Annotated in this window: 20 protein-coding genes; 14 read left to right on the top strand and 6 right to left on the bottom strand. The window is 31.2% G+C overall.

The features are described 5' to 3' along the window. Positions 1 to 2 precede the first annotated feature (2 nt). The 5 genes from gyrB to dnaA all read right to left on the bottom strand — a co-directional run bounded on the left by gyrB (position 3) and on the right by dnaA (position 6,124). The gene (gene gyrB / locus EKH84_RS02885; protein ID WP_127065086.1) at positions 3 to 1,907 is read right to left on the bottom strand and encodes a DNA topoisomerase (ATP-hydrolyzing) subunit B; all 1,905 of its coding nucleotides are present in this window, start codon (positions 1,905 to 1,907) and stop codon (positions 3 to 5) included. 111 nt (positions 1,908 to 2,018) lie between these two features. Beyond that, positions 2,019 to 3,101 (bottom strand): DNA replication/repair protein RecF, encoded by a 1,083-nt coding sequence (recF, locus tag EKH84_RS02880; protein WP_127065085.1) that lies wholly within the window; start codon positions 3,099 to 3,101, stop codon positions 2,019 to 2,021. Positions 3,102 to 3,118: 17 nt separating this feature from the next. Continuing rightward, positions 3,119 to 3,325 carry an RNA-binding S4 domain-containing protein gene (locus tag EKH84_RS02875; RefSeq protein ID WP_190283465.1) on the bottom strand — a complete coding sequence of 69 codons (207 nt, stop codon included), beginning with the start codon at positions 3,323 to 3,325 and terminating at the stop codon, positions 3,119 to 3,121. A gap of 103 nt (positions 3,326 to 3,428) precedes the next feature. Further along, complete coding sequence (gene dnaN / locus EKH84_RS02870) at positions 3,429 to 4,535, bottom strand: DNA polymerase III subunit beta (protein WP_013655065.1); 1,107 nt, start codon at positions 4,533 to 4,535, stop codon at positions 3,429 to 3,431. A 248-nt stretch (positions 4,536 to 4,783) separates the two neighbouring features. Next, positions 4,784 to 6,124, bottom strand: coding sequence for a chromosomal replication initiator protein DnaA (dnaA, locus tag EKH84_RS02865; RefSeq protein WP_127065083.1), 1,341 nt, complete (start codon positions 6,122 to 6,124; stop codon positions 4,784 to 4,786). 1,309 nt (positions 6,125 to 7,433) lie between these two features. Here dnaA and rpmH point away from each other — a divergent pair. The 14 genes from rpmH to EKH84_RS02795 all read left to right on the top strand — a co-directional run bounded on the left by rpmH (position 7,434) and on the right by EKH84_RS02795 (position 21,305). Next, complete coding sequence (gene rpmH / locus EKH84_RS02860) at positions 7,434 to 7,568, top strand: 50S ribosomal protein L34 (RefSeq protein ID WP_013659213.1); 135 nt, start codon at positions 7,434 to 7,436, stop codon at positions 7,566 to 7,568. A 53-nt stretch (positions 7,569 to 7,621) separates the two neighbouring features. Beyond that, on the top strand, positions 7,622 to 7,960 hold the full coding sequence (gene rnpA / locus EKH84_RS02855; RefSeq protein WP_013659212.1) for a ribonuclease P protein component: 339 nt from the start codon (positions 7,622 to 7,624) through the stop codon (positions 7,958 to 7,960). A 30-nt stretch (positions 7,961 to 7,990) separates the two neighbouring features. After that, positions 7,991 to 8,269 carry a membrane protein insertion efficiency factor YidD gene (yidD, locus tag EKH84_RS02850; protein ID WP_127065082.1) on the top strand — a complete coding sequence of 93 codons (279 nt, stop codon included), beginning with the start codon at positions 7,991 to 7,993 and terminating at the stop codon, positions 8,267 to 8,269. 10 nt (positions 8,270 to 8,279) lie between these two features. After that, positions 8,280 to 9,464: a YidC/Oxa1 family membrane protein insertase gene (locus EKH84_RS02845; RefSeq protein ID WP_127065081.1), complete on the top strand. Its 1,185-nt coding sequence runs from the start codon at positions 8,280 to 8,282 to the stop codon at positions 9,462 to 9,464. Positions 9,465 to 9,522: 58 nt separating this feature from the next. Beyond that, on the top strand, positions 9,523 to 10,311 hold the full coding sequence (jag, locus tag EKH84_RS02840; protein ID WP_013659209.1) for an RNA-binding cell elongation regulator Jag/EloR: 789 nt from the start codon (positions 9,523 to 9,525) through the stop codon (positions 10,309 to 10,311). Positions 10,312 to 10,355: 44 nt separating this feature from the next. Beyond that, positions 10,356 to 11,738 carry a tRNA uridine-5-carboxymethylaminomethyl(34) synthesis GTPase MnmE gene (mnmE, locus tag EKH84_RS02835; RefSeq protein ID WP_127065080.1) on the top strand — a complete coding sequence of 461 codons (1,383 nt, stop codon included), beginning with the start codon at positions 10,356 to 10,358 and terminating at the stop codon, positions 11,736 to 11,738. 10 nt (positions 11,739 to 11,748) lie between these two features. Then, positions 11,749 to 13,659, top strand: coding sequence for a tRNA uridine-5-carboxymethylaminomethyl(34) synthesis enzyme MnmG (gene mnmG, locus EKH84_RS02830; protein ID WP_127065079.1), 1,911 nt, complete (start codon positions 11,749 to 11,751; stop codon positions 13,657 to 13,659). Further along, on the top strand, positions 13,659 to 14,375 hold the full coding sequence (rsmG, locus tag EKH84_RS02825) for a 16S rRNA (guanine(527)-N(7))-methyltransferase RsmG (protein WP_127065078.1): 717 nt from the start codon (positions 13,659 to 13,661) through the stop codon (positions 14,373 to 14,375). Before mnmG ends, rsmG begins: the two co-directional genes overlap by 1 nt. A 944-nt stretch (positions 14,376 to 15,319) precedes the next feature. Further along, complete coding sequence (gene noc, locus EKH84_RS02820; protein ID WP_127065077.1) at positions 15,320 to 16,120, top strand: nucleoid occlusion protein; 801 nt, start codon at positions 15,320 to 15,322, stop codon at positions 16,118 to 16,120. A 396-nt stretch (positions 16,121 to 16,516) separates the two neighbouring features. Next, complete coding sequence (gene argS / locus EKH84_RS02815) at positions 16,517 to 18,232, top strand: arginine--tRNA ligase (protein WP_127065076.1); 1,716 nt, start codon at positions 16,517 to 16,519, stop codon at positions 18,230 to 18,232. A 467-nt stretch (positions 18,233 to 18,699) separates the two neighbouring features. Continuing rightward, complete coding sequence (locus EKH84_RS02810; RefSeq protein ID WP_127065075.1) at positions 18,700 to 19,464, top strand: ParA family protein; 765 nt, start codon at positions 18,700 to 18,702, stop codon at positions 19,462 to 19,464. Positions 19,465 to 19,466: 2 nt separating this feature from the next. Continuing rightward, entirely contained in the window at positions 19,467 to 20,336 is an 870-nt protein-coding gene (locus EKH84_RS02805) for a ParB/RepB/Spo0J family partition protein (RefSeq protein WP_127065074.1), read from the top strand. 24 nt (positions 20,337 to 20,360) lie between these two features. Further along, the gene (locus tag EKH84_RS02800) at positions 20,361 to 20,864 is read left to right on the top strand and encodes a DUF4446 family protein (protein ID WP_127065073.1); all 504 of its coding nucleotides are present in this window, start codon (positions 20,361 to 20,363) and stop codon (positions 20,862 to 20,864) included. 42 nt (positions 20,865 to 20,906) lie between these two features. Then, on the top strand, positions 20,907 to 21,305 hold the full coding sequence (locus EKH84_RS02795) for a GtrA family protein (protein ID WP_127065072.1): 399 nt from the start codon (positions 20,907 to 20,909) through the stop codon (positions 21,303 to 21,305). Between the two features lie 445 nt (positions 21,306 to 21,750). Here the strand turns inward: EKH84_RS02795 and EKH84_RS02790 are convergent, their stop codons facing one another. Continuing rightward, complete coding sequence (locus tag EKH84_RS02790; protein ID WP_127065071.1) at positions 21,751 to 22,251, bottom strand: SseB family protein; 501 nt, start codon at positions 22,249 to 22,251, stop codon at positions 21,751 to 21,753. Positions 22,252 to 22,262: the final 11 nt, after the last annotated feature.

Genomic DNA, 22,262 nt, shown 5'->3' with positions numbered 1-22,262 from the left:
CCTTAAATATCTAGATAAGTTACTTTATGAGCATGTTCATTAATGAACTGGCGCCTTGGTTCAACATCATCACCCATAAGCTTAGTAAAGATTTCATCTGCTGCTGCTGCATCATCAATATTTACTTTAACAAGTACTCTTGATTCAGGATCCATAGTTGTTTCCCAAAGCTGTTCAGCATTCATCTCTCCTAGACCTTTGTATCGTTGCATACGGGTAATACCTGTTCTACCAACTTCTTCGAGTAACTTTTCTAATTCTTTATCATCAAATGCATAATGCTTTTTCTTATTTTTTTCAACTAAATAAAGTGGTGGTTGAGCAATGTATACATGGTCTTGCTCAATAAGTTCTCTATAGTATCTGTATAAGAATGTAAGTAGAAGGGTCCTAATATGGGCACCATCTACGTCGGCATCAGTCATGAGAATGATTTTTCCATATCTTAATTTACTAATATCAAAGTCATCACTAATTCCAGCACCAAACGCTGTAATCATATTACGGATTTCTTGATTTTCTAGCATCTTATCAATTCTAACTTTTTCTACATTAAGAATTTTACCTCTAAGTGGTAAGATTGCTTGTGTTTTAGGGGAACGTGCACTCTTTGCAGAACCACCAGCTGAATCCCCTTCGACAATATATATTTCACATTTTGAAGCATCTTTTTCTGAACAATCTGCAAGTTTGCCTGGAAGGGCATTTCCCTCTAAAGCACTCTTTCTACGTGTAAGCTCTCTTGCTTTACGTGCTGCATCTCTAGCTCTTGCTGCCATTACACCTTTTTGAACAATTACTTTTCCTACATTAGGATTTTGTTCAAGGAAATAAGTTAATTGGTCACCAAATACAGATTGAACTGCTCCAGCTGCTTCACTAGATCCAAGTTTGGTTTTAGTTTGTCCTTCAAATTGAGGATCTCCGATTTTAATACTGATAACAGCAGTCATACCCTCACGGATATCATCTCCTGTTAGGTTTTTATCTGAGTCCTTTAAAAGACCCATTTTTCTTGCATAATCATTTAGATTTTTTGTAATTGCCGTTCTAAATCCTGAAAGGTGAGTTCCACCTTCTGGTGTATTTATATTATTAACAAAACTAAAAAGGTTTTCAACGTAACTATCATTGTGTTGGAACGCTACTTCTACTGCTATTCCGTCCTTCTCTCCTTCACAATAAAAGATCTCGTCATAGATAGGTGTTTTATGTTTATTAAGATGTTGTACAAACTCCTTAATACCACCTTCATAGTGGAAGGTCTTATTTTGCTCTTGACCTTCTCTCTCGTCTACTAGTTGAATCTTAAGAGCTTTAGTTAAAAACGCAGTTTCTTTTAAGCGTTGTTCTAAAACTTTATAATCAAAAATAACTTCTTCAAAGATCTCAGTATCTGGTTTAAAACGTACATAAGTTCCAACTTTATCAGTATCACCAATAACAGTGAGAGGTTGTACTACATCACCTCTTGAAAACTTTTCTTGGTGTACTTTTCCATCTGTATACACTTCTACTGTAAGCCATTCTGAAAGTGCATTTACTACTGATGCACCTACACCATGTAAACCTCCAGATACCTTATAACCTCCACCACCAAATTTTCCACCTGCGTGTAAAATGGTAAATACGACTTCTACTGTTGATATGCCTTTTTGTGGGTGAATTCCTACAGGAATACCACGCCCATTATCGATAACAGATATTGTATTATCTGCATGTATCGTAACTTTAATAAAGCTACAAAATCCAGCTAATGCCTCATCAACTGCATTGTCTACTATCTCATATACTAGATGGTGAAGACCTTTGGAAGAGGTACTGCCTATATACATACCAGGCCTTTTTCGTACCGCCTGCAGCCCCTCTAATATTTGTATTTGATTTTCATCGTACGTTGCTGCCATAACTAAGATCTCACTCCTTTAATATTTACTCATAATCATCCAAGTTTTATTATATACCAAAGTATTAATAAAGGCAAATTTACTAACAATTATAAAAAATACACCAAATTATTATATGCCGATATTTTCTATACTTCCTGCTTTTACATTATATAGTTTTCCAATTTTTTGTGTATTCCATACACTTTGTTCAATTCCTGTGCAAGTTATTAAGGTTTGAATATTTTGTGTGTACTTAAATAAGTCCCCCTGCCTATTATGATCTAATTCAGAAAGAACATCATCAAGTAAAAGAATAGGCTCTTCCCCTATATATTTTTTCATAATATTTAATTCTGCTAGTTTCATAGAAAGAACTACACTGCGTTGTTGTCCTTGAGAGCCATAGGTCTTAACATCCATATCATTAATCAAAAAGGTTAAATCATCTCGATGCGGACCTATAGAAGTTGTCTGATAAAGAATATCTTTCTCTCTATACTTTAACATTTTCTTTCCAAAGTCTCCAACTTCTACGTTAGGCTCATATATAACTTGAAGCTTTTCTTTATGACCAGATATATCATCATGAATTTTAGAAGCAATTTCATTAATTTCCTGGATAAATTCATGCCTTTTCTTAATAACAGCAGAAGCATATTCTTCAAGTTGCATATCCCATACATCTAGCATAGATGCGTCTTTATTACTAAAGTATTGCTTTAGAGCTAAGTTACGTTGTTTAAGAACCTTATGATATTGACGAAGAGAGTAATAGTATAATTTATCAATTTGACACAATTCAATGTCTATAAAACGCCTGCGTTCTTTAGGACTATTTTTTATAAGCTGCAAATCTTCAGGAGAAAACATCACAATATTAAGACATCCGAATAGTTCACCTAATCTACCGATTGGCATGCGATTAATTATAGCCGACTTTGCCTTAGATGTTAAATGAAAATCGATAATATCTTGTACATAATTTTTCTGAACGGCAAGCTTTACATGTGCACTTTCTTCATTCCACCTGATAATTTCTTTCTCTTTATGAGTCCTATGTGATCTAGCAGTTGCACAAAGGTAAATAGACTCAAGAATATTGGTTTTTCCTTGAGCATTATCACCTTTAAAAATATTAATACCTTTATCTAGGGAAATGTTTAGCTCTTCATAATTTCTGAAATTCGTTAAAGCTAACTCTTTAATATACATAAAGCCTCCCTCGTTAGTTAATTAACTTTATAGGTTTCTCCATCAAACAAGACCTCATCACCAGGTCTTATTTTTTTGCCTCTTTGAGTACAAATCTCTCCATTCACTAAAACTAACTCTCCTGCAATAAGCATTTTAGCTTCTCCGCCAGTTTGTACCATTGACGCATATTTCATAAGCTGATCTAACTTAATAAACTCAGTATCAATCTTAATCTCTTTCATTTTCATTCTCCTTCGCTTTTAAAGTATATTGTATACAAAATACCAATGAATAAATCGCTCTAAGATTCTAAAATGAATTGTAGAGCGATTATATCTCATATAATTATGCATTTACACGGATTGGTAAAATTAAATATTTATAGTGTTCCCCTTCTTCAGGTTGAATAATACAAGGTGTAAGGGATGAGATAAAGTGAATACATACATTATCATCATCAATTGCTTTAAGTGCATCTATTAAGTACTTAGGGTTAAATGCAATTGTAATTTCCTTACCTTCAAGTATTACATCAAGTTCCTCACGAGCAGTACCAAGCTCAGCATTAGAAGTAATAATCATCTTTTCACCATTAATTTCTACGCGAATAGGATTCTTCTTACCTTCTCTAGAAATTAAAGCTGCACGTTCAATACTCATTAAGAAGTTTTTACGATCTACCAAGATTTTTGTTTCATAATCAGGCGAAAATACTTGCTCATATTTAAGGAATTCACCTTCAAGTAAACGAGAAACAACTTTACTATCTCCTAAATCAAAGAGTACATGTTTATCGCCAAAATAAACTGTTACATCTTCTTTTTCTTCACTAGTCAAAATTTTATTGATTTCAGATAATGTCCGTCCTGGAATGACAACTTCAATTTCACCATTCTCATTTGAGAGTTGAAGCTGTCTATATGAAATACGATAACCATCCACAGATACCATATTTAGATTATTATTTTTAATTTGTAGCATTTCACCTGTAAGAATAGGCCTCGTTTCATCTTGTGCTACTGAGAAAATGGTTTGGCGAATCATTTCTTTAAGGGCTAATTGATTAACAGTGCAAATATTTGCTTTTTCTACGTCCGGAAGAGCAGGGAAATCTTTACCCGATTGACCAGCAATCTGGAATTTAGACTTTTCACTAATAATACTAGTCATAAAATTATCATCTGTTGAAATTTCAACAACTTCTCCGGGCATTCTTCTTATAATTTCTGAAAAAATCTTAGACTCTAGAGCAATATAACCTTCATTGATAACATCAGCATCAATAGTACTTTCGATTCCTAATTCAAGATTATTACCTACTAAAGTAAGTTTGTTATTAGAAGCCTTCAAAAGAATACATTCTAGAATAGGCATCGTAGTTTTTGTTGAACATGCTTTAAGCACAGTATTGATGCTATTAAGCAAAAGATCTTGTCTGCAATAAATATGCATGTGGATATCTCCTTTCGTGTAAAACCAATACAATTATTAAAGTTAATTTAGCAATAATAGTAGTAGGGGGTGTGGGTACTGTGGATAACCCCTTCAAGCCATTACTATCGTTATAAAAAATGATGTTTATACACATGTGGATGAGTTAAAGTTTTACTTTAGGCTTATCCACAATACTAACATCAAAAAAAAATCACAAAAATAATCCACAAAACATTCACGTTAATTTCACATGAATATACACAGATTTATTTAGCTGTAATTTTAGATTCAAGTTCATTAAGCATTTGAGTAAGCTCAATATCAGTTTGAAGTTCCCTAGAGATTTTTTCAAAGCCATGAATAATAGTAGTATGGTCACGACCACCAAATTTTTCACCAATCTTAGGTAATGAGAGATCTGTGAGCTTTCGACAAAGATACATTGCTATTTGTCTTGGATAAGCAATATTACGAGTTCTCTTAGAAGATTTTAGTTCTTCTGGTTTGAGGTGAAAGTAAGTTGCTACTATTTCTTGAATATATTCAGCTGTAATAATTTTAGGCCTGTCCTTAGAAATAAGATCTTTAAGAGCTTCATTAGCAAGCTCTACTGTAATAGGTTTATTAGTAAGAGAAGAAAAAGCTAAAATGCGATTTAAAGCACCTTCAAGCTCACGAATATTAGATATAACAGTTTTAGCAATGAATAAAAGAACGTCTTCAGGTACAGATAAGCTTTCTATTTCGGCTTTCTTCCTTAAGATGGCGATTCTAGTTTCTAAATCAGGACTTTGAATATCAGCAATAAGGCCCCATTCAAATCTAGAACGTAAACGCTCTTCTAAAGTTTCAATTTCTTTAGGAGGACGGTCACTAGAAATAATAATTTGCTTATTAGCTTCATAAAGTGCATTGAAAGTATGGAAGAACTCTTCTTGAGTACGTTCCTTACCTGTGATGAATTGAATATCATCTATTAAAAGCACATCAATATTTCTGTATTTATTACGAAAACTTTCGTTTTTATCATCACGAATTGAATTAATAAGTTCGTTAGTAAATTTCTCAGAAGAAGCATAGATAATTTTAGCACTAGGGTTTTGATCCAAAATATAGTGAGCAATTGAATGCATAAGGTGAGTCTTACCAAGACCTACACCACCATATAAAAAGAGTGGATTATAAGCTCTAGCAGGTGCTTCTGAAACAGCTAAAGCTGCAGCATGAGCCATACGATTACTATTACCTACTACGAAACTATCAAAAACGTATCTAGGGTTTAAGTTACTAGGATTATTTAAAGGGTCTTGAAGCTGCTCATTTCTTTTTGCAGCTTTTTGTTCAGTAGTAGTTTGTTCATTTGGAAGCATGAACTTTATATTGTAATCCTTATTAAGAACTTGGAGAGCACTATTACGAATAAGCTCTATATAGCGTGTATTAAGAATTTCCTTTGTAAATTCGTTTTTTACACTAATGAATAGAGTATTATCTTCTATAGATAAGAGCTCAGTTTCTTTAAACCAAGTATTAAAGCTTACACTTGATGTCTCCAGTTCTATAATACTAAGGATAGCTTCCCATTGCTTTTGATACAGCGGCGACATACTTAATCCTCCTATTTTATTTATTTATGCACAAGTTATTAAAGTATTGTCAACATGTGAATAAAGTAATCAACATATATGATAAAAATTTAAAATTTAAAAAGTGAAATAAACGTACTAAACAGTGTGTGGATAAAGTTATTAAGATGAAAAAAAACCTTAAAACATTAAAAAATGCAAAAAAAAAGGAAAAAATATAAGTTATACACAACTTTATCAACAGAATGTGAATAACTTAATGAAATTAACAACTTATCTACAAGTAATTTTATAATATCAAATTACCTGTGGAAAATCAACCTTAGATAAAAAATATCCACAAGATAGGATGTCAAAAAACATGTGGATATTTTGTGTAATAAATATAGAAAGAAATATTTCAAGAGAAATAAGAAAAAAAATAAAGAGAAAAAGATGAAATTAAAGAAAAACTTGAAGTTTAAGTAAAGAAAAGGAAAAAAGTGTAGAAAGGAATAAGTTAAAGTGAATAAATAAGTAAATAGGAATAAAAGTAATAAAGATAATGGAGAGGTGATAAGTAAAATGTAAAGGGAGTAAAGTTTAATGATCTAAGATATAAGGGGGAGATTATGAATAATTAGAGGAGTAAAAATAAGAAAAAAGATTATTAAGGTAATGAAATAAAAAGAGGTATATTAGTAGGATAAGGTTATAAAAGAAGTCATAAAAAAAGAGTAGGAGTTTGTTAATTAAAATGATTAAAGTAAAAGTAGCATTAAAGAAGTGGATTAGTAAGTGAATAAAAATATTGATATAAATAAAAAGGATAGTTAGTAAATAAAATAAGTATATTATTACAGAAGTAATTAAATTATTCGTAGACAAAATAGTAGAAGCATATAATTGAAAGAGTAAAGAAGATAATAATAATATGAAATGAGCAATAAGAGATCAATAATGGGAGATTTAATATAAAAAGTAGAGAGCTACTATTAAGGAAAGAATAATTTTTATAAAAGTAGGTAAGGTTAAAAAAGAGTATGAATAATGAAAAGCTATCACAAATATTGTCGTATAAAATATACAGAATTGATAAAACATAAAATAGCATATATAAGGAAGAGGAAATTTAAATTACCAGTTATTTATTCTGATAATATAGTAAGTAAGGCTTGACTACAAATTATAAATCTTCTATACTATCCATAGTGCTTATTTACATTCAATAAGTTTAATGTAAATATTTTTTATTATTGGTGTGAAGATAGATAGCGCATGTGCAGTGGCTATTTATCGATTTTTATGTGCATATTGTGTGGTAACTTATCCAATAAAGGAGGTGCTCACAATGAAAATGACTTATCAACCAAAGAAACGTCAAAGAAGTAAAGAACATGGTTTTCGTAAAAGAATGAGAACTAAAAATGGTAGAGCGGTACTCGCTAGAAGAAGAGCAAAAGGTAGAAAAAAACTAACAGCATAAAACAAGGCCGCTTATGTGGCCTTGTTTTGCTATAAAATTTAGGAGTACTAAGTATGAAATATGCGCAGTCGCTAAAGAAAAACTACGAATTTAGAACTGTATATAGAAAAGGAAAATCTTTAGCAAATAAATATTTAGTGGTTTATAGATATAAAAACAACTTGCCTGAGAATCGCTTAGGTATTTCAGTGAGTAAAAAAGTTGGAAATAGTGTAGTACGTAGTCGCGTAACTAGACTTATTAGAGAAAGCTATAGGTTAAACGAAGAGTTTATTGATAAAGAAGGCTGGGATTTTGTAGTTATTGCAAGATCAGCAGCTAATGGTGCATCATATCAAGATATTTCTAATGCACTGATAAATTTATTAAAACAACATAAAGTGTATGTATAATATACAATATTGTGTTAGTGAGATATTGCTATGGCTACAGAAAGGATTGTAATTATGAAAAATATCCCTAAGAAAGTAGCACTTATACTTATTAGATTTTATCAAAGAGGAATATCACCTATGCTTGGAGGACACTGTAGGTTTACTCCAACATGTTCACAATACACTTACGAAGCTATCCAAATTCATGGTTTTATAAAGGGCACATTTCTTGGAGTAAAGAGGATATTAAAATGCCATCCATTTCACTCAGTTATGTATGATCCAGTACCAGAGAAAAAGGTAAAAAATAGCGATAAGAAAAACTAGGAGGAATAAAATGGGATTTATTAATGACATTTTTGGTGCCATACTAAGCTTTATTTTTGATGGGGTTATCCTTATATCTCCAGTAGCTGCACTGGGTATATCAATTATTTTATTTACATTAGTAGCACGTATACTTTTAACACCACTTCAATTATCTTCTCAGAGAACATCTAGAGGTATGAGTAAGATTCAACCAGAGATGCAAAAGATACAAAATAAATATAAAGGGAAAAAGGATCAAGAATCTCAGCTTAAACAGAGCCAAGAGATGCAAGCTTTATACAAAAAGTATAAAATTAATCCTTTTGCAGGTTGTTTACCATTATTAATTCAGTTACCATTAATTATGGCTTTATTTAATGTATTACGTGAGCCAGCTAAATACATTGCAAAATTAGGACAAGAGTATACTGTTATTGCAGATAAAATTATGGCCTCTGTATCTAACTATGTAAGTTTACTAGAACCATTTAAATCCAATATTGAGATGACTACTCGTGCAACATTTGATTTAAATAACAACGTGCAGTTAGGACAATTTCTAAGTCATTTAAATACAACACAATGGAATGAATTCTTAAATAAAATGGGTGGTACAGCAGATGTTGTAAGACCGGCTTTAGATCTTAAATATAGCATTGAAAACTTCTTAGGTTTTAATGTAGTAGATACACCAAGTGTCTTAATGAGCACACAATGGTGGGTAATATTAATTCCTATTATTGCAGGTGCATCAACATATATCTTTACTAAACTTACTATGGCAGCAAATGGACAAGTTCAAAGTGCAGCAGCTACTTCAAACAATGGAGCAGCAAATCCAGGTGAATCTATGATGAAAACGATGAATATCGTTATGCCAATCATGACAGGTGTATTTGCATATACTATGCCTATAGGTTTGGCTTTATACTGGATTGCAGGTAACGTGATTATGATGGGACAACAATGGATTGTTAATAAGATTCTAGAAAAACAAGATGCAAAACTTGATGCTCAGCTTGAAAAAGAACGTGAAGAAGCTAGAAAGAATAATAAAATTCAAACTAAAAAAGTAATGAAAAAAGTTCCTGTTGAAAAGAAGCCAGTAACTAAAGTAGAAGCTCCAGTGGAGAGTGATAACAAGCCAAAAACTTATACTAAAAAAGTAATGAAAAAGGTACCTGTTCAAAAGAAAACAGACAGTCAAGAATAGCCCAAAATGAAGGTAAGTAGTTAAAATAATAAACCTATAAAGAGTTGGGGGTATGGATATGAAATCTATTGAAAAAGTAGCAAGAACCGTTGATGAAGCTATAACAGAGGCTCTTATTGAACTTGGAGCAAGTACAGATGAAGTTAATATTGAAATTATATCTAAAGGTTCAAAAGGATTATTAGGAATAGGTGCAAAACAAGCTAAGGTTAAAGTTACACTTAAAGAAGATGTAGTTAAAGAAGATATTGAGCTTCAAGTAAGCAAAGTTGAAGCAAAGGTAGAACCGGTTATTAAAGAAAAACCAGCATCAACTAAAAAAGCCGAAGTAATAAAAGACTCAGAAGATGCAGTTATAGTAACTGAAGAAGAGCTAAATAGAGTCATAGAACGTGCCAAAGACTTCTTATATAAGTTATTAAAAGAAATGAATATTGATTGTGAAGTAAAAGCTCAGGTTGTTAATAATAACCGTATCAGTATTTGTTTAGAAGGTAAAAATATGGGTACAATAATAGGTAAGAGAGGTGAAACTCTCGATGCTATTCAATACCTTGTTAATATTGTTGCCAATAAAGAAAGACAAGAGTATATTAAAATTATGTTAGATACTGAGAACTATAGAGCAAGAAGAGAAGAAACACTCAAGAATCTTGCTTATAAACTCAGTAAAAAGGCTCAGAAAACGAGAAAACCAATTATACTTGAACCAATGAATCCATATGATCGTCGTATCATTCATTCAGCACTTCAAGATAGTAAAATTGTAAAAACGCATAGTGAAGGTAAAGAACCATTTAGAAGAGTGGTTATTACACCTAACTATCAAAATAGATCATATAGATAAAACCAGTTTAATACTGGTTTTTTTTTTAGAAAGGATGAACCACGTTGTTATTTGAAGATACTATTGCAGCTATATCTACTCCAATTGGTGTTGGTGGGATTGGCATTATTAGAGTGAGTGGAAAAGAAACAATAGAAATTGTTGATAAAGTATTTAGAGCGGCCAATAAAAAATCTCTTAAGGAAGTGGATTCCCACACAATTACCTATGGACATATTGTAAGTGATAGTGGTAAAGTTCTAGATGAGGTACTAATCATGTTAATGAAAGGACCTAGAACTTTTACAAGAGAAGATATTATAGAAATTAACTGTCATGGTGGTCCAGTACCATTAAATGCAGTGTTAATGGAAGTTATTAAAGCTGGAGCAAGAATGGCTGATAATGGAGAGTTTACAAAAAGGGCTTTCTTAAATGGTCGTATAGATTTAGCACAAGTAGAAGCTATTATGGACATTATTGAATCTAAAACAGAACTTTCATTGTCACAAGCAGTTGGTCAGCTTGAAGGAAATTTGTCAAAAAAAATTAAGGAATACCAAGATACTTTAATTCAAGTGATAGCTAGAATTGAAGTATCTATTGACTATCCAGAATATGATGATGATGAGCCAATTACTAATGATTTCGAAGCTGAATTAAAAGACTTGCTAGAAGAATTACGAGAACTTTTAAGAACAGCTGATACAGGAAAAATGATTAGAGAAGGTGTTAAAACCGCTATTGTAGGTAGACCTAATGTTGGTAAGTCATCCTTGCTAAATGCCTTACTTGAAGAAAATAAAGCTATTGTTACTGATATTCCAGGTACTACAAGAGATGTAGTAGAAGCTTATTTAAATATTGATGGTATACCATTTCAATTACTAGATACAGCAGGAATTAGGGAGACAGAAGATATAGTAGAAAAGATAGGTGTAGAAAGATCTAAATCTTCTATTGAAGAAGCAGATTTAGTATTAATGTTAGTAGATAGTCATGTAGGACTTCTAGATAAAGATCAAGAGATATTAGAGCAAGTAAAAAATAAGCATGTTATTTATATTTTTAATAAAACTGATTTAGAGAGCAATATTACCCAGGAAATGTTAGAGACTCACTTTAGTAATGGTGAAGTTATAAAAGTTTCAGCTAAAGAGCAGTCAGGCCTTAATGAATTAAGACAAGCTATGAAGCATTTTGTGATTAAAGGTAGTGCCGCTGTTCATAATGAAGCTACCATTTCTAATCAAAGACAAAAACAATCTCTTATTAATGCAATTAAGAGTTTGGAAAAAGTAATAGATGCTATTGAATTAGGGCTTCCTGAAGATTGCTTAGCGATAGATTTACATGATGCATTCGGCCATCTGGGGATGATCGTAGGTGAATCGTTAAAGGAAGAGATTATTAATCAGTTATTTAGTAGATTTTGTTTAGGAAAGTAGGAGAGAAAAAATGTATGTTGCAGATAAAGTAGACATTGTTGTAATAGGAGGCGGTCATGCGGGTTGTGAAGCTGCACTTGCAGCAGCTCGTATGGGTAAGAAAACTATTATGTTTACAATGTCATTAGATAGCATTGCTATGATGCCATGTAATCCTAATGTAGGGGGAACTTCAAAAGGGCATTTAGTAAGAGAGATTGATGCGCTTGGTGGAGAAATGGGAAAGAATATTGATAGAACATATATTCAATCTCGTATGCTTAATACAGCTAAAGGACCAGCTGTACACTCACTTAGAGCACAAGCTGATAAAACTAAATATAGTCATGCAATGAAAAAAGTACTTGAAAACGTAGAAAAATTAATAATTAAACAACAGGAAGTTGTTGAAGTACAAGTAGAAGATGGTAAAGTAAAAGGTGTAGTAACTAATACAGGAGCAATATATGAATGTAAGGCAATTGTTTTAGCAGGAGGTACTTATGTACGTTCTAGATGTCTTACTGGTGAATGTATTGAATATACAGGTCCTAATGGTCTTAAAACTTCTAATAAGTTAAGCGAGGCTTTAAAAGAATTAGGTATTGAATTAAGACGTTTTAAAACAGGAACACCAGCGCGCGTTGATGCTAGAACAGTCGATTTTTCTAAGATGGAACCACAACACGGAGATGAACGCATTGTACCATTTTCTTTTGAAAACAAAGAAAAGGATATTAAAAGAGATCAATATCCTTGCTATTTAACTTATACAAATGAAAAAACACATCAAATTATTAGAGATAATTTACATCGTTCTCCAATGTATTCAGGTGTTATAGAAGGAACAGGGCCAAGATATTGTCCTTCAATTGAAGATAAAGTGGTACGTTTTGCAGATAAAGAGAGGCATCAAGTATTTATTGAGCCAGAAGGCGAAGATACAACAGAGATGTATGTTCAAGGGATGAGTTCATCTTTACCAGAAGAAGTACAAATTGCTATGCTTAGAACGCTTAAGGGACTCGAAAATGTTGAAGTAATGAGAATAGGTTATGCTATTGAGTATGATTGCATTAATCCAATGCAACTTAAACATTCACTTGAACTTAAAGCTATTGAAGGTTTCTTTAGTGCAGGACAAATGAATGGAAGTTCTGGTTATGAAGAAGCAGCAGCACAGGGACTTGTAGCAGGTATTAATGCAGCTTTAAAAGTAGATGGTAGTGACCCTATGATTATTGATAGATCTGAGGGATATATAGGTGTTCTAATAGATGATTTAGTAACCAAGGGAACTAAGGAACCTTATCGTATGATGACATCAAGAGCTGAATACAGATTACTTTTAAGGCAAGATAATGCAGACCTTCGTTTAACGCAAAAAGGTTATGAAGCAGGTCTTATATCAGCGGGAAGATATGAACATTTTGCAGCTAAGAAATCAGCGATTGATGCCGAGCTTGAAAGATTAAAACATGTATATGTGGGAACAAGTGAAAAGGTACAAGCTATATTAGAGAAAAAAGGAAGTACACCTCTTCGTTCAGGTATTGCATTAGCTGAAATTTTAAAACGACCAGAGCTTGAATACGAAGATTTTACTGAAGTAGATACAGATAGACCAGATTTATCACTTGATGTTATTGAACAAGTTATGATTGAATTACGCTATGAAGGCTATATCACAAGACAAATGCGTCAAGTAGAGCAATTTAAAAAGCTAGAAAAAAGACTTATTCCAGCAGATATCAATTATGATGATGTCTATAGTTTAAGACTTGAAGCTAAACAAAAACTTGAACAAGTAAGACCTATTTCTATCGGTCAAGCTTCACGTATTTCAGGGGTTTCACCAGCTGATATTTCAATGTTATTAGTTTATTTAGAGCAAAGAAACCGCAGCCACAAAGATGAAAGTACTGAGAAAGAGGAAGTTTAATGAAACAATTATTATTAGATGGAGCAAAAGAATTAGGAATTAACCTAACTGAAACTCAATTAAATCAGTTCATAATGTACAAGTCATTGTTACAGGAATGGAATGAAAAGATGAATTTAACAGCTATTACAGAAGATAGAGAAGTAATGACAAAACACTTCCTAGATTGTATGACCATTCAAAAAGCAATTGACATGAATACTCAAAAAACAGTCATTGATATTGGAACAGGTGCAGGTTTTCCTGGTTTAGTCATTAAAATAGCATTTCCTCATTTAGAAGTAACCTTAGTTGATGCTTTAAAAAAACGATTAACTTTTTTAGAAGAAGTGATTAATCAATTAGGACTTAAAGGAATAAAATGTATTCATTCTAGAGCAGAGGATTTAGGTAAAAATAAAGCTTACCGTGAAGGATTTGATATCTGTGCTTCTAGAGCAGTAGCGAATTTAGCTGTGCTTAGTGAATATACTCTACCTTTTGTAAAAATAGATGGCTATCTTATGGCCCTAAAAGGTCAAAAGATAGAGGAAGAATTAGAGCAAGGGAAAAAAGCAATTAAAATATTAGGTGGTCAACTTGAAGAAGTTATTCATGCAGGCGTACCATTTACAGATCTAGATCATAAAATTGCTAAGATTAGAAAAGTAAAACCAACCGCGACTAAATATCCAAGAAAAGCAGGAGAACCGACAAAAGCTCCTCTTGGAGTATAAAATGTAACATGTAAAATTATAGACTATTAGTTATCAGGATAATAGTCTATAATTTTTTTATATAGGAACCTGCATCAGGGATAAAGATAATAGTCTAGAAGAATATATAATGTGGATAAATAAATAAAAAATAAGTTGTGGATAATAATAAAATAAAAGGTATAAAATTTATCAACAGGTATAAGATGATTAAAAAGTAAGGGGACTATATGGTTTTATCAAATACAAAGGATACAATGATGTTGGTTGTAACGGGGGATGAATTTCCAATAAGCAGGTAAGTTATTTTAGATACTTATATAAAATCCACAGAGAGATAAGTTACATAAGGAGAGGTTAAGAACACAACTAGGAAAAAATACTTTAAAAAATTAGGTGAATACCATACTGATAACATATATAAGTGAAGTAAATAAGATAAAGCTTTCTAGCATCCCCAGCGCCAATTATCAGCTACTATTGTAGTCAGCTCTAGCACTTGCGGTCAATATAAGTTGAAAAGAAAGATTGAGTAGCTTATTCCTCTATATTGTATTACCAGTTTCCAAAGTATGAAAGCTTTCGGGCCCATAACATATGGATAGCTTTTATGTACCCCTCCTTGGTAAATGTTTTTTTGAACTACCTTATATGTTTTGAAGATCTTCTGAAGGAAACTGAGGGATATTCCTAAGGCCGATAGAAAAGATGTAAAAGTAGTGTTGACCAAGATACCAGGTTGGGTATTAAAATAAGCTTAAGTGCATATAAAAATGAACTTAGGCTTATTTGCAGTGTATATTTTAATAGATTTTTAGGCTATAACAGATACTATGGTCTGTTTTTGTTTATATCATATAAAAAAGTAGAAAAGTGTTCGACTTATTATATTATGGCTTTTATAGGTAAAATATGTTATACTGATAGATAGCAAAACTGTTATTTTAGAGGGGAGCAGAACTTAAATGCAAAAAGATTTAAAAATAGAACATGTTGCAATTGACCGCGTTATACCTAACCCATATCAACCTAGAAAGGTATTTAGTGATGCGGCATTACAAGAACTTGCAGATTCTATTTTAGAACATGGACTAATGCAACCTATTACAGTAAGAATGATAGGTAACTCCTATGAGCTTATTGCAGGAGAACGAAGATTAAAAGCATCTAAATTAGCTGGACTTGAAACTATACCTGCAGTAATTGTAGAAGTAACCACAAAAGATAGTGCTGTACTTGCTCTAATTGAAAATTTACAGCGTGAGAACTTAAATTTCCTAGAAGAGAGCCAAGCTTATCATAAAATTATGCAAGACTATGGTTATACCCAACAGGAATTGGCAGCAACATTAGGTAAAAATCAATCTACAGTAGCTAATAAACTAAGGGTATTAAAATTGTCTCCAATGGTTCAAAAATTACTAATAGAAAACAATTTAACAGAAAGACATGCAAGAGCACTGTTAAAGTTACCTAATGAAGAATATCAGTTAATGGCTTTAGAAAAGGTCATTAAACAGGAGCTTAATGTAAAAAGAACAGAACAAATCATTGAACAGATGCTAGTGGATATCACCAAAGAAGATATGATTAAACACAAAGCTAATCAAAAGGTAAAATCATATATAAGAGATATGAGATTAGTTACTAACACAATTACAGAAGCTGTTAATTTAATTCAAAAAGCAGGTGTAGATGCAAAATACACTATGAAAGAACATGCAGACAGCTATGAAATTAGAATTAAAATACCAATCAACCAATAGTTTACATAAAAATCATGCGACTTCTAGTTAGAATAGAAAGTCGCTTTTATTTTGAGTAAAAGATTAATTTAATCAAATGCTTAATATGTATTACTATAGGTAACAATAAGGCAATGAGGTATTTTATTTCTTGTAGATTTCAAATATGAGGAAGAGTTTAATGTAATAATAGAACAATGAGACTTATATTGAAAGGTAGAATGAATGGTTGCATTAAACAGATAAATAGGTATTGATCGTAGAAAAATAAGATAAAGACAATCACTAATTAAATTTGAAAGGCTATGAGTAATATGATGAGTAGGTTAATAGAAGATAATCTGTAATATAACTTGATATAATGTGTATATTTCGATAAAATATAATAATACATTGAGTGGACGAAGGAGAATATAAATGAAAGATTTTAAATTAGAGTTAGCCAAGCTTTTAAATACAAAAATTGATACATTATCAGTAGAAGAAATTTATAGCATGATTGAAGTACCTAATAATGTGGCTATGGGTGATTATGCATTTCCATGTTTTAAATTAGCTAAAGCTTTAAGAAAGGCACCTCCTATGATTGCAAAAGATATTGTAGATACTTTAAGTGAAATTGATTTTATAGAAAAAGCTGAGAACGTAAATGCTTATATTAACTTTTTCCTTAATAAATCTGTGTTTGTAAAAGAGATTTTATTAGCAGTATTAGCTGATAGAGAAAGTTATGGTTTGGCAAAAGAAAAGAATAAAGGAAATGTTGTTGTTGACTATTCTTCACCAAATATTGCGAAGCCATTTCATGTAGGACACTTGCGTTCGACAGTAATAGGTAACAGTTTATATCATATTTTTGAAGCATTAGGGTATAATTGCATAGGTGTTAATCATTTAGGTGACTGGGGAACACAGTTTGGTAAATTAATTGTAGCTTATAAGAAATATTCTAGTAAAGAAGAAGTTGAAGAAAAAGGTATTTCTGAGTTACTTAGAATTTATGTATTATTCCATGACGAAGCAAAAGAGCATCCTGAAATGGATCAAGAAGCAAGAAATTATTTTACAAAAATGGAACAAGGTGATGAAGAAGCATTAGCACTTTGGAAATGGTTTAAAGAAGTGAGTTTAAATGAATTTGAGAGAGTATATAAGATGCTAGGTGTAACTTTTGATAGTTACAATGGCGAAGCTTTTTATAATGATAAGATGGATGCAGTTATTAAAGACTTAGAAGATAAAGGACTTATTGAGATAAGTGAAGGTGCAAAAATCGTACGTTTAGATGAAGAGAATATGGCACCATGTTTAATTACTAAAAATGATGGTAGCTCATTATATGCTACTCGTGATATTACAGCAGCTAAATATCGTAAAGAAACTTATGATTTTAAAAAATGTATTTATGTTACTGCACTCCAACAAAATCTTCACTTTGCACAATGGTTTAAGGTGATTGAAAAAATGGAATGGGAGTGGGCAAAAGATTTAGTTCATGTACCATTCGGTATGGTAAGTATGGAAGGTGGTGCTAAATTATCTACCCGTTCTGGAAATGTTATTTTCTTAGAAGATATCTTAAAAGAAGCAGTAGATAAAACAAAGAAAATTATTGAAGAAAAAAATCCAGATCTTGATAATAAAGATGAAGTTGCAAATCAAGTAGGTATTGGTGCAGTTATTTTTGATGATATGTATAATAATATTATTAAAGACATTCAATTCTCATGGGAACGTGTTTTAGACTTCCAAGGAGAAACTGGTCCATACGTACAATATACTCATGCAAGGGCGTGTAGCTTACTTAAAAAAGCAGGATTAGATATTGATAATTTACCAGATCTTGAAATATCAGAATCAGCGATTGCAGATGATACTGTTTTAGCAGTAGCAAAAGAATTAGCTGATTTTAAAAATGTAATTGAATCAGCAGCAGCTAATTTTGAACCATCTTATATTGCAAGATATGCAGTAGATTTAGCACAAGCTTTCAATAAATTTTATAATGAACAACCAATTCTAGTAGAAGATGAGGCAGTGAAAAATTCAAGATTAGCAGTTGTTATAGCTACAAAGTATACTATTAAGAACGCGTTACACTTACTAGGAATTAAAGCACCTGTACAAATGTAATATTATGGCGAAAGGTAGAAAATCTAAGTCGGATTTTCTACCTTTTTTGATATGTTTCACGTGAAACATCTATGTTAATGTTTTAAAATGTTTCACGTGAAACATATAGGAAGTACATATTATCGAAAATAACAAAACAAAAAGTAAATAGAAATTAAAACAGATATTTCTAACATAATTAGCTAATAAAATGACTTGTTATAAATTAGTATAATGAATTACGCTAGTTCAGTATGAGAATAATTATAAAGTAATTTAGTTATAAATTATGGAATGGCATAACGAGAAAAATAGATTCTTCCTTTGTAATAAAATATATAATATGAAAGAATAGATAGTACTGAGAGATAAATATGGAAAACTTTATAAATAAAACTTATCAAAATACTAGCATAAACAGTTTATAAAAAAACTATCCTATGATATACTTGATTAAAGAAGTACAGAAGAAAAAGAAGGAGAATGTTATGGGTAAAATCATTGCAGTAGTTAACCAAAAAGGTGGAGTTGGAAAGACAACTACAGTTGTCAATTTAGCAGCTGCACTCGTTGAAAAGAAGAAAAAGGTTCTAATTGTAGATATTGACCCGCAAGGAAATGCAACAAGTGGTTGCGGTGTACTAAAAGGTCAAAACCAAGCAACAATATATGATATTTTAGTAAATGAAGCAAATATAAAAGATGTAATAAAAAAAGCAGAGCATGAAAATATATACATTATACCTTCCAATATGAATTTAGCAGGAACAGAAGTAGAGCTAGTAAACACAAAGCAACGTGAATTTATCCTTAAGAAACAGCTAGAGACAGTAAGCAATGAGTATGATTACATATTTATTGACTGCCCGCCAGCAGTTAATATCCTTACTATTAATGCTTTAACTGCTTCAAATTCTGTACTTATACCAATGCAGTGTGAGTATTACGCATTAGAAGGGTTATCACAATTAGTACAGACTATTGGATTGGTAAAAAAGAATACGAATAATAAGTTGGTTTTAGAAGGAATTCTATTTACTATGTATGACAATAGAACTAACTTATCTTCACAAGTAGTAAAAGAAGTAAAAAATCATTTTAGTAGTACAGTATATAATACTAAAATTACAAGAAGTGTAAGATTAAGCGAAGCACCAAGTTTTGGGATGTCTTGTATTTGTTATGATCCAAAATCAAAAGGTTCAGAACAATATAGATCATTAGCAAAGGAATTTATAGAAAGGAACAAATAATAATGAAGCCACAAAGAGGATTAGGGAGAGGATTAAATGCGCTCTTGTCAGATGAAGCACTAAATATAACAGCAGAAGGCGAAGCAACAATTAAAATTGTAGATATCAATGATATTGAACCAAATTTTGGACAACCAAGAAAGAAATTTAGTGAAGAAGAATTACAAGAGTTAAGCCAATCTATATTAGAATATGGTGTCATACAGCCGCTCATTGTAAGAGAAAAAAATAATAAATATGAAATAGTAGCAGGAGAAAGACGTTATAGAGCTGCAAGATTAGCTGGTTTAACAGAGCTTCCTATTATTATTAAGCTCTTTTCTGATCAACAAACTCTAGAAGTTGCTTTGATTGAAAATATACAGAGAGAAGACCTTAATCCTATGGAATTAGCTTGTGCATATAGCTTATTAATGGAACGCTTTGATTTAACACAAGAACAAGTAGCTGATAAAGTAGGTAAAAGTAGAACAGCTGTAACTAATATCATGAGATTATTAAAATTAACGCCATATGTACAAGAAAAGTTAAGAGAAGATGCTATTAGCTATGGGCATGCGAGAGCTATTCTTGCGGTAAAGGATATAAAACTGCAAAAACAACTTACTGATTTAGTAATTGAAAAACAACTAAGTGTACGAGAAATAGAAAAATATATTCAAAACTTATCAAGTAATAAGGATAAAAAGAAAAAAGATAAAGAAAAAGAATTATACAATCCATTCTATAGAGAAATACAAGAAGACTTACAACGTGTTTTAGGAACAAAAGTAGCTATTTCTAAAGGGGCCAAAAAGGGGAAAATAGAAATAGAGTATTATTCAGATGAAGAATTATCTAGAATCATACAAATTATTAATGCTAATAAGTAAAATGAAAGAAGATGAGTAAGTGACATGGAACAAATAGAGTTACTATTAAATGATTATTTAATTTATATCGTATTAGGGTTAGGTTTATTAGTTATTATACTTATGATTTTAGTATGTGTTAATGCGGCTAAAATGAAAAAAATTCAGCGTAGGTATGAAATGTTTATGTCTAAAGAAGATATTAATTTAGAAGAACTGTTAGTCCAGTATACTAAGAAACTCAATGTTTTATTACAAAATGAAAAGGAAATGCAAACCTCTATTGAATATATGGAAAAAACCGTTAAGAATTGCGTTCAAAAAGTGGGAGTAGTGAGATATCAAGCTATTGCTAATATGGGAGCCGATCTATCATATATAGTGGCGTTATTAGATGAACAGAATGATGGAGTAGTATTAAATGGAATCTATGGTAGAGATGGATGTTATACATATGCTAAACCAATCAATGGAGGTAAGTCTACTTATAATTTATCAGAGGAAGAAATTCAAGCAATAGAACAAGCAATGAATAAAAAGAGTATGTAATTCACATACTCTTTTCTTATAAAAGGATAAAGGAAAGTTAAAATGAATGGAATAACAAAAGTAAAACAAATATTCTTTAATAAACAGTTTATATGTTTTTTAATTATTGGATGTATCAATTCATTGAGTGGTATTGTTTTTTCGTGGTTTTATTCAGAAATCATGGGACCTATTATTGCCTTTATACCGGGTTATATAAGTGGAATTGTTGTGTCATATGTTTTAAATAGTGTATTTACCTTCAAAGAAGGATTCTCATTAGAGAAATTTATTAAATTTGTACTCTCTACGATTCCTAATTTCTTAATACAGTTTATTGCCGTCTTGATTATTGTTAATCTATTAGGGCTTCATAAATTGGTTGCTTATGCATTAGCAGCTATAGTGGGTGTACCAGTGACTTTTATTATCTTAAAACTTTTTGTATTTATAAAAAGATAAGAGAGAAAAAGAGCTATAAATGATTTAAATCATTTTATAGCTCTTTTTCTGATATATAATGAGTAATACGATAAGGATTGTTACTAAAATACTAAATAAATTGAACCATTTAATATTTAAGATACATAAGAAAAACATTAATAAAAGTAAAAAGAAGTGAAAAATACATATCATACGAATGATTTTAAAGGTATCTTTTTTTTCATACATATACCAAGTATATACAAGTAATATAATTTGCAAGATGATGAGAATAAGTATATAGAGCAATACATAGGTGGTCAAAGGTATATACCAGGGCGAAATAGGTATTTTAGAAGAAAAAAGGAAAAAAGATATACCTAACAACAAGTATTGCAGATAACGGCAGATGGTTAGATTCTTTGTTGAAAGCTTAGAATTCATTTAAATAGCCTTTCTAGATAAAGTAAGCATTAATAGACATCTAATCATGAATAATGTCATCTAAAAGTGAACGAATGTGGTCGTAATTAATAGTCCAACCAATACTTCCAGGGTTAATAACAATACCTGCAAAATTATTTTGAGATAAAACAAATTTCCATAACCATTCCGCAGGAACAGAGATTGTATTAATAGATTCCGTACACCAATTTTGAAGTTCAGTAGTAGTAGTAAAGGCTGGAAGGTATACTTCTCGCTCTTTGGTAGAGCAGATTAGTAAATGTAAATCATCATATTTACTAATAGTTATCTGAGTAGAATTTTCAGCAGAATTATCACTAGGGAAAAAGCCAATCAGGTAGTTAATGGTGTTTAAATAACTACCAAGCTTGTCTTGGTTTTCTTCAGTAGGATGATCTGCATAAATATTAAATAATTCATAAAATGTATCATTATGTAGTGGTAGATTAATATCTAAGGTAACGTGATTAGAGGTTTCAGGTGATGAATGATTAGGATTAAGATTATAAAAGTTATACATAGAAAGTCCCC

This window comes from Cellulosilyticum sp. WCF-2 (assembly GCF_003990395.1).
Classification (GTDB): domain Bacteria; phylum Bacillota; class Clostridia; order Lachnospirales; family Cellulosilyticaceae; genus Cellulosilyticum; species Cellulosilyticum lentocellum.
The sequence above is the reverse complement of the archived record's forward strand: the minus strand, read 5'-3'. Positions and strand labels throughout refer to the sequence as shown.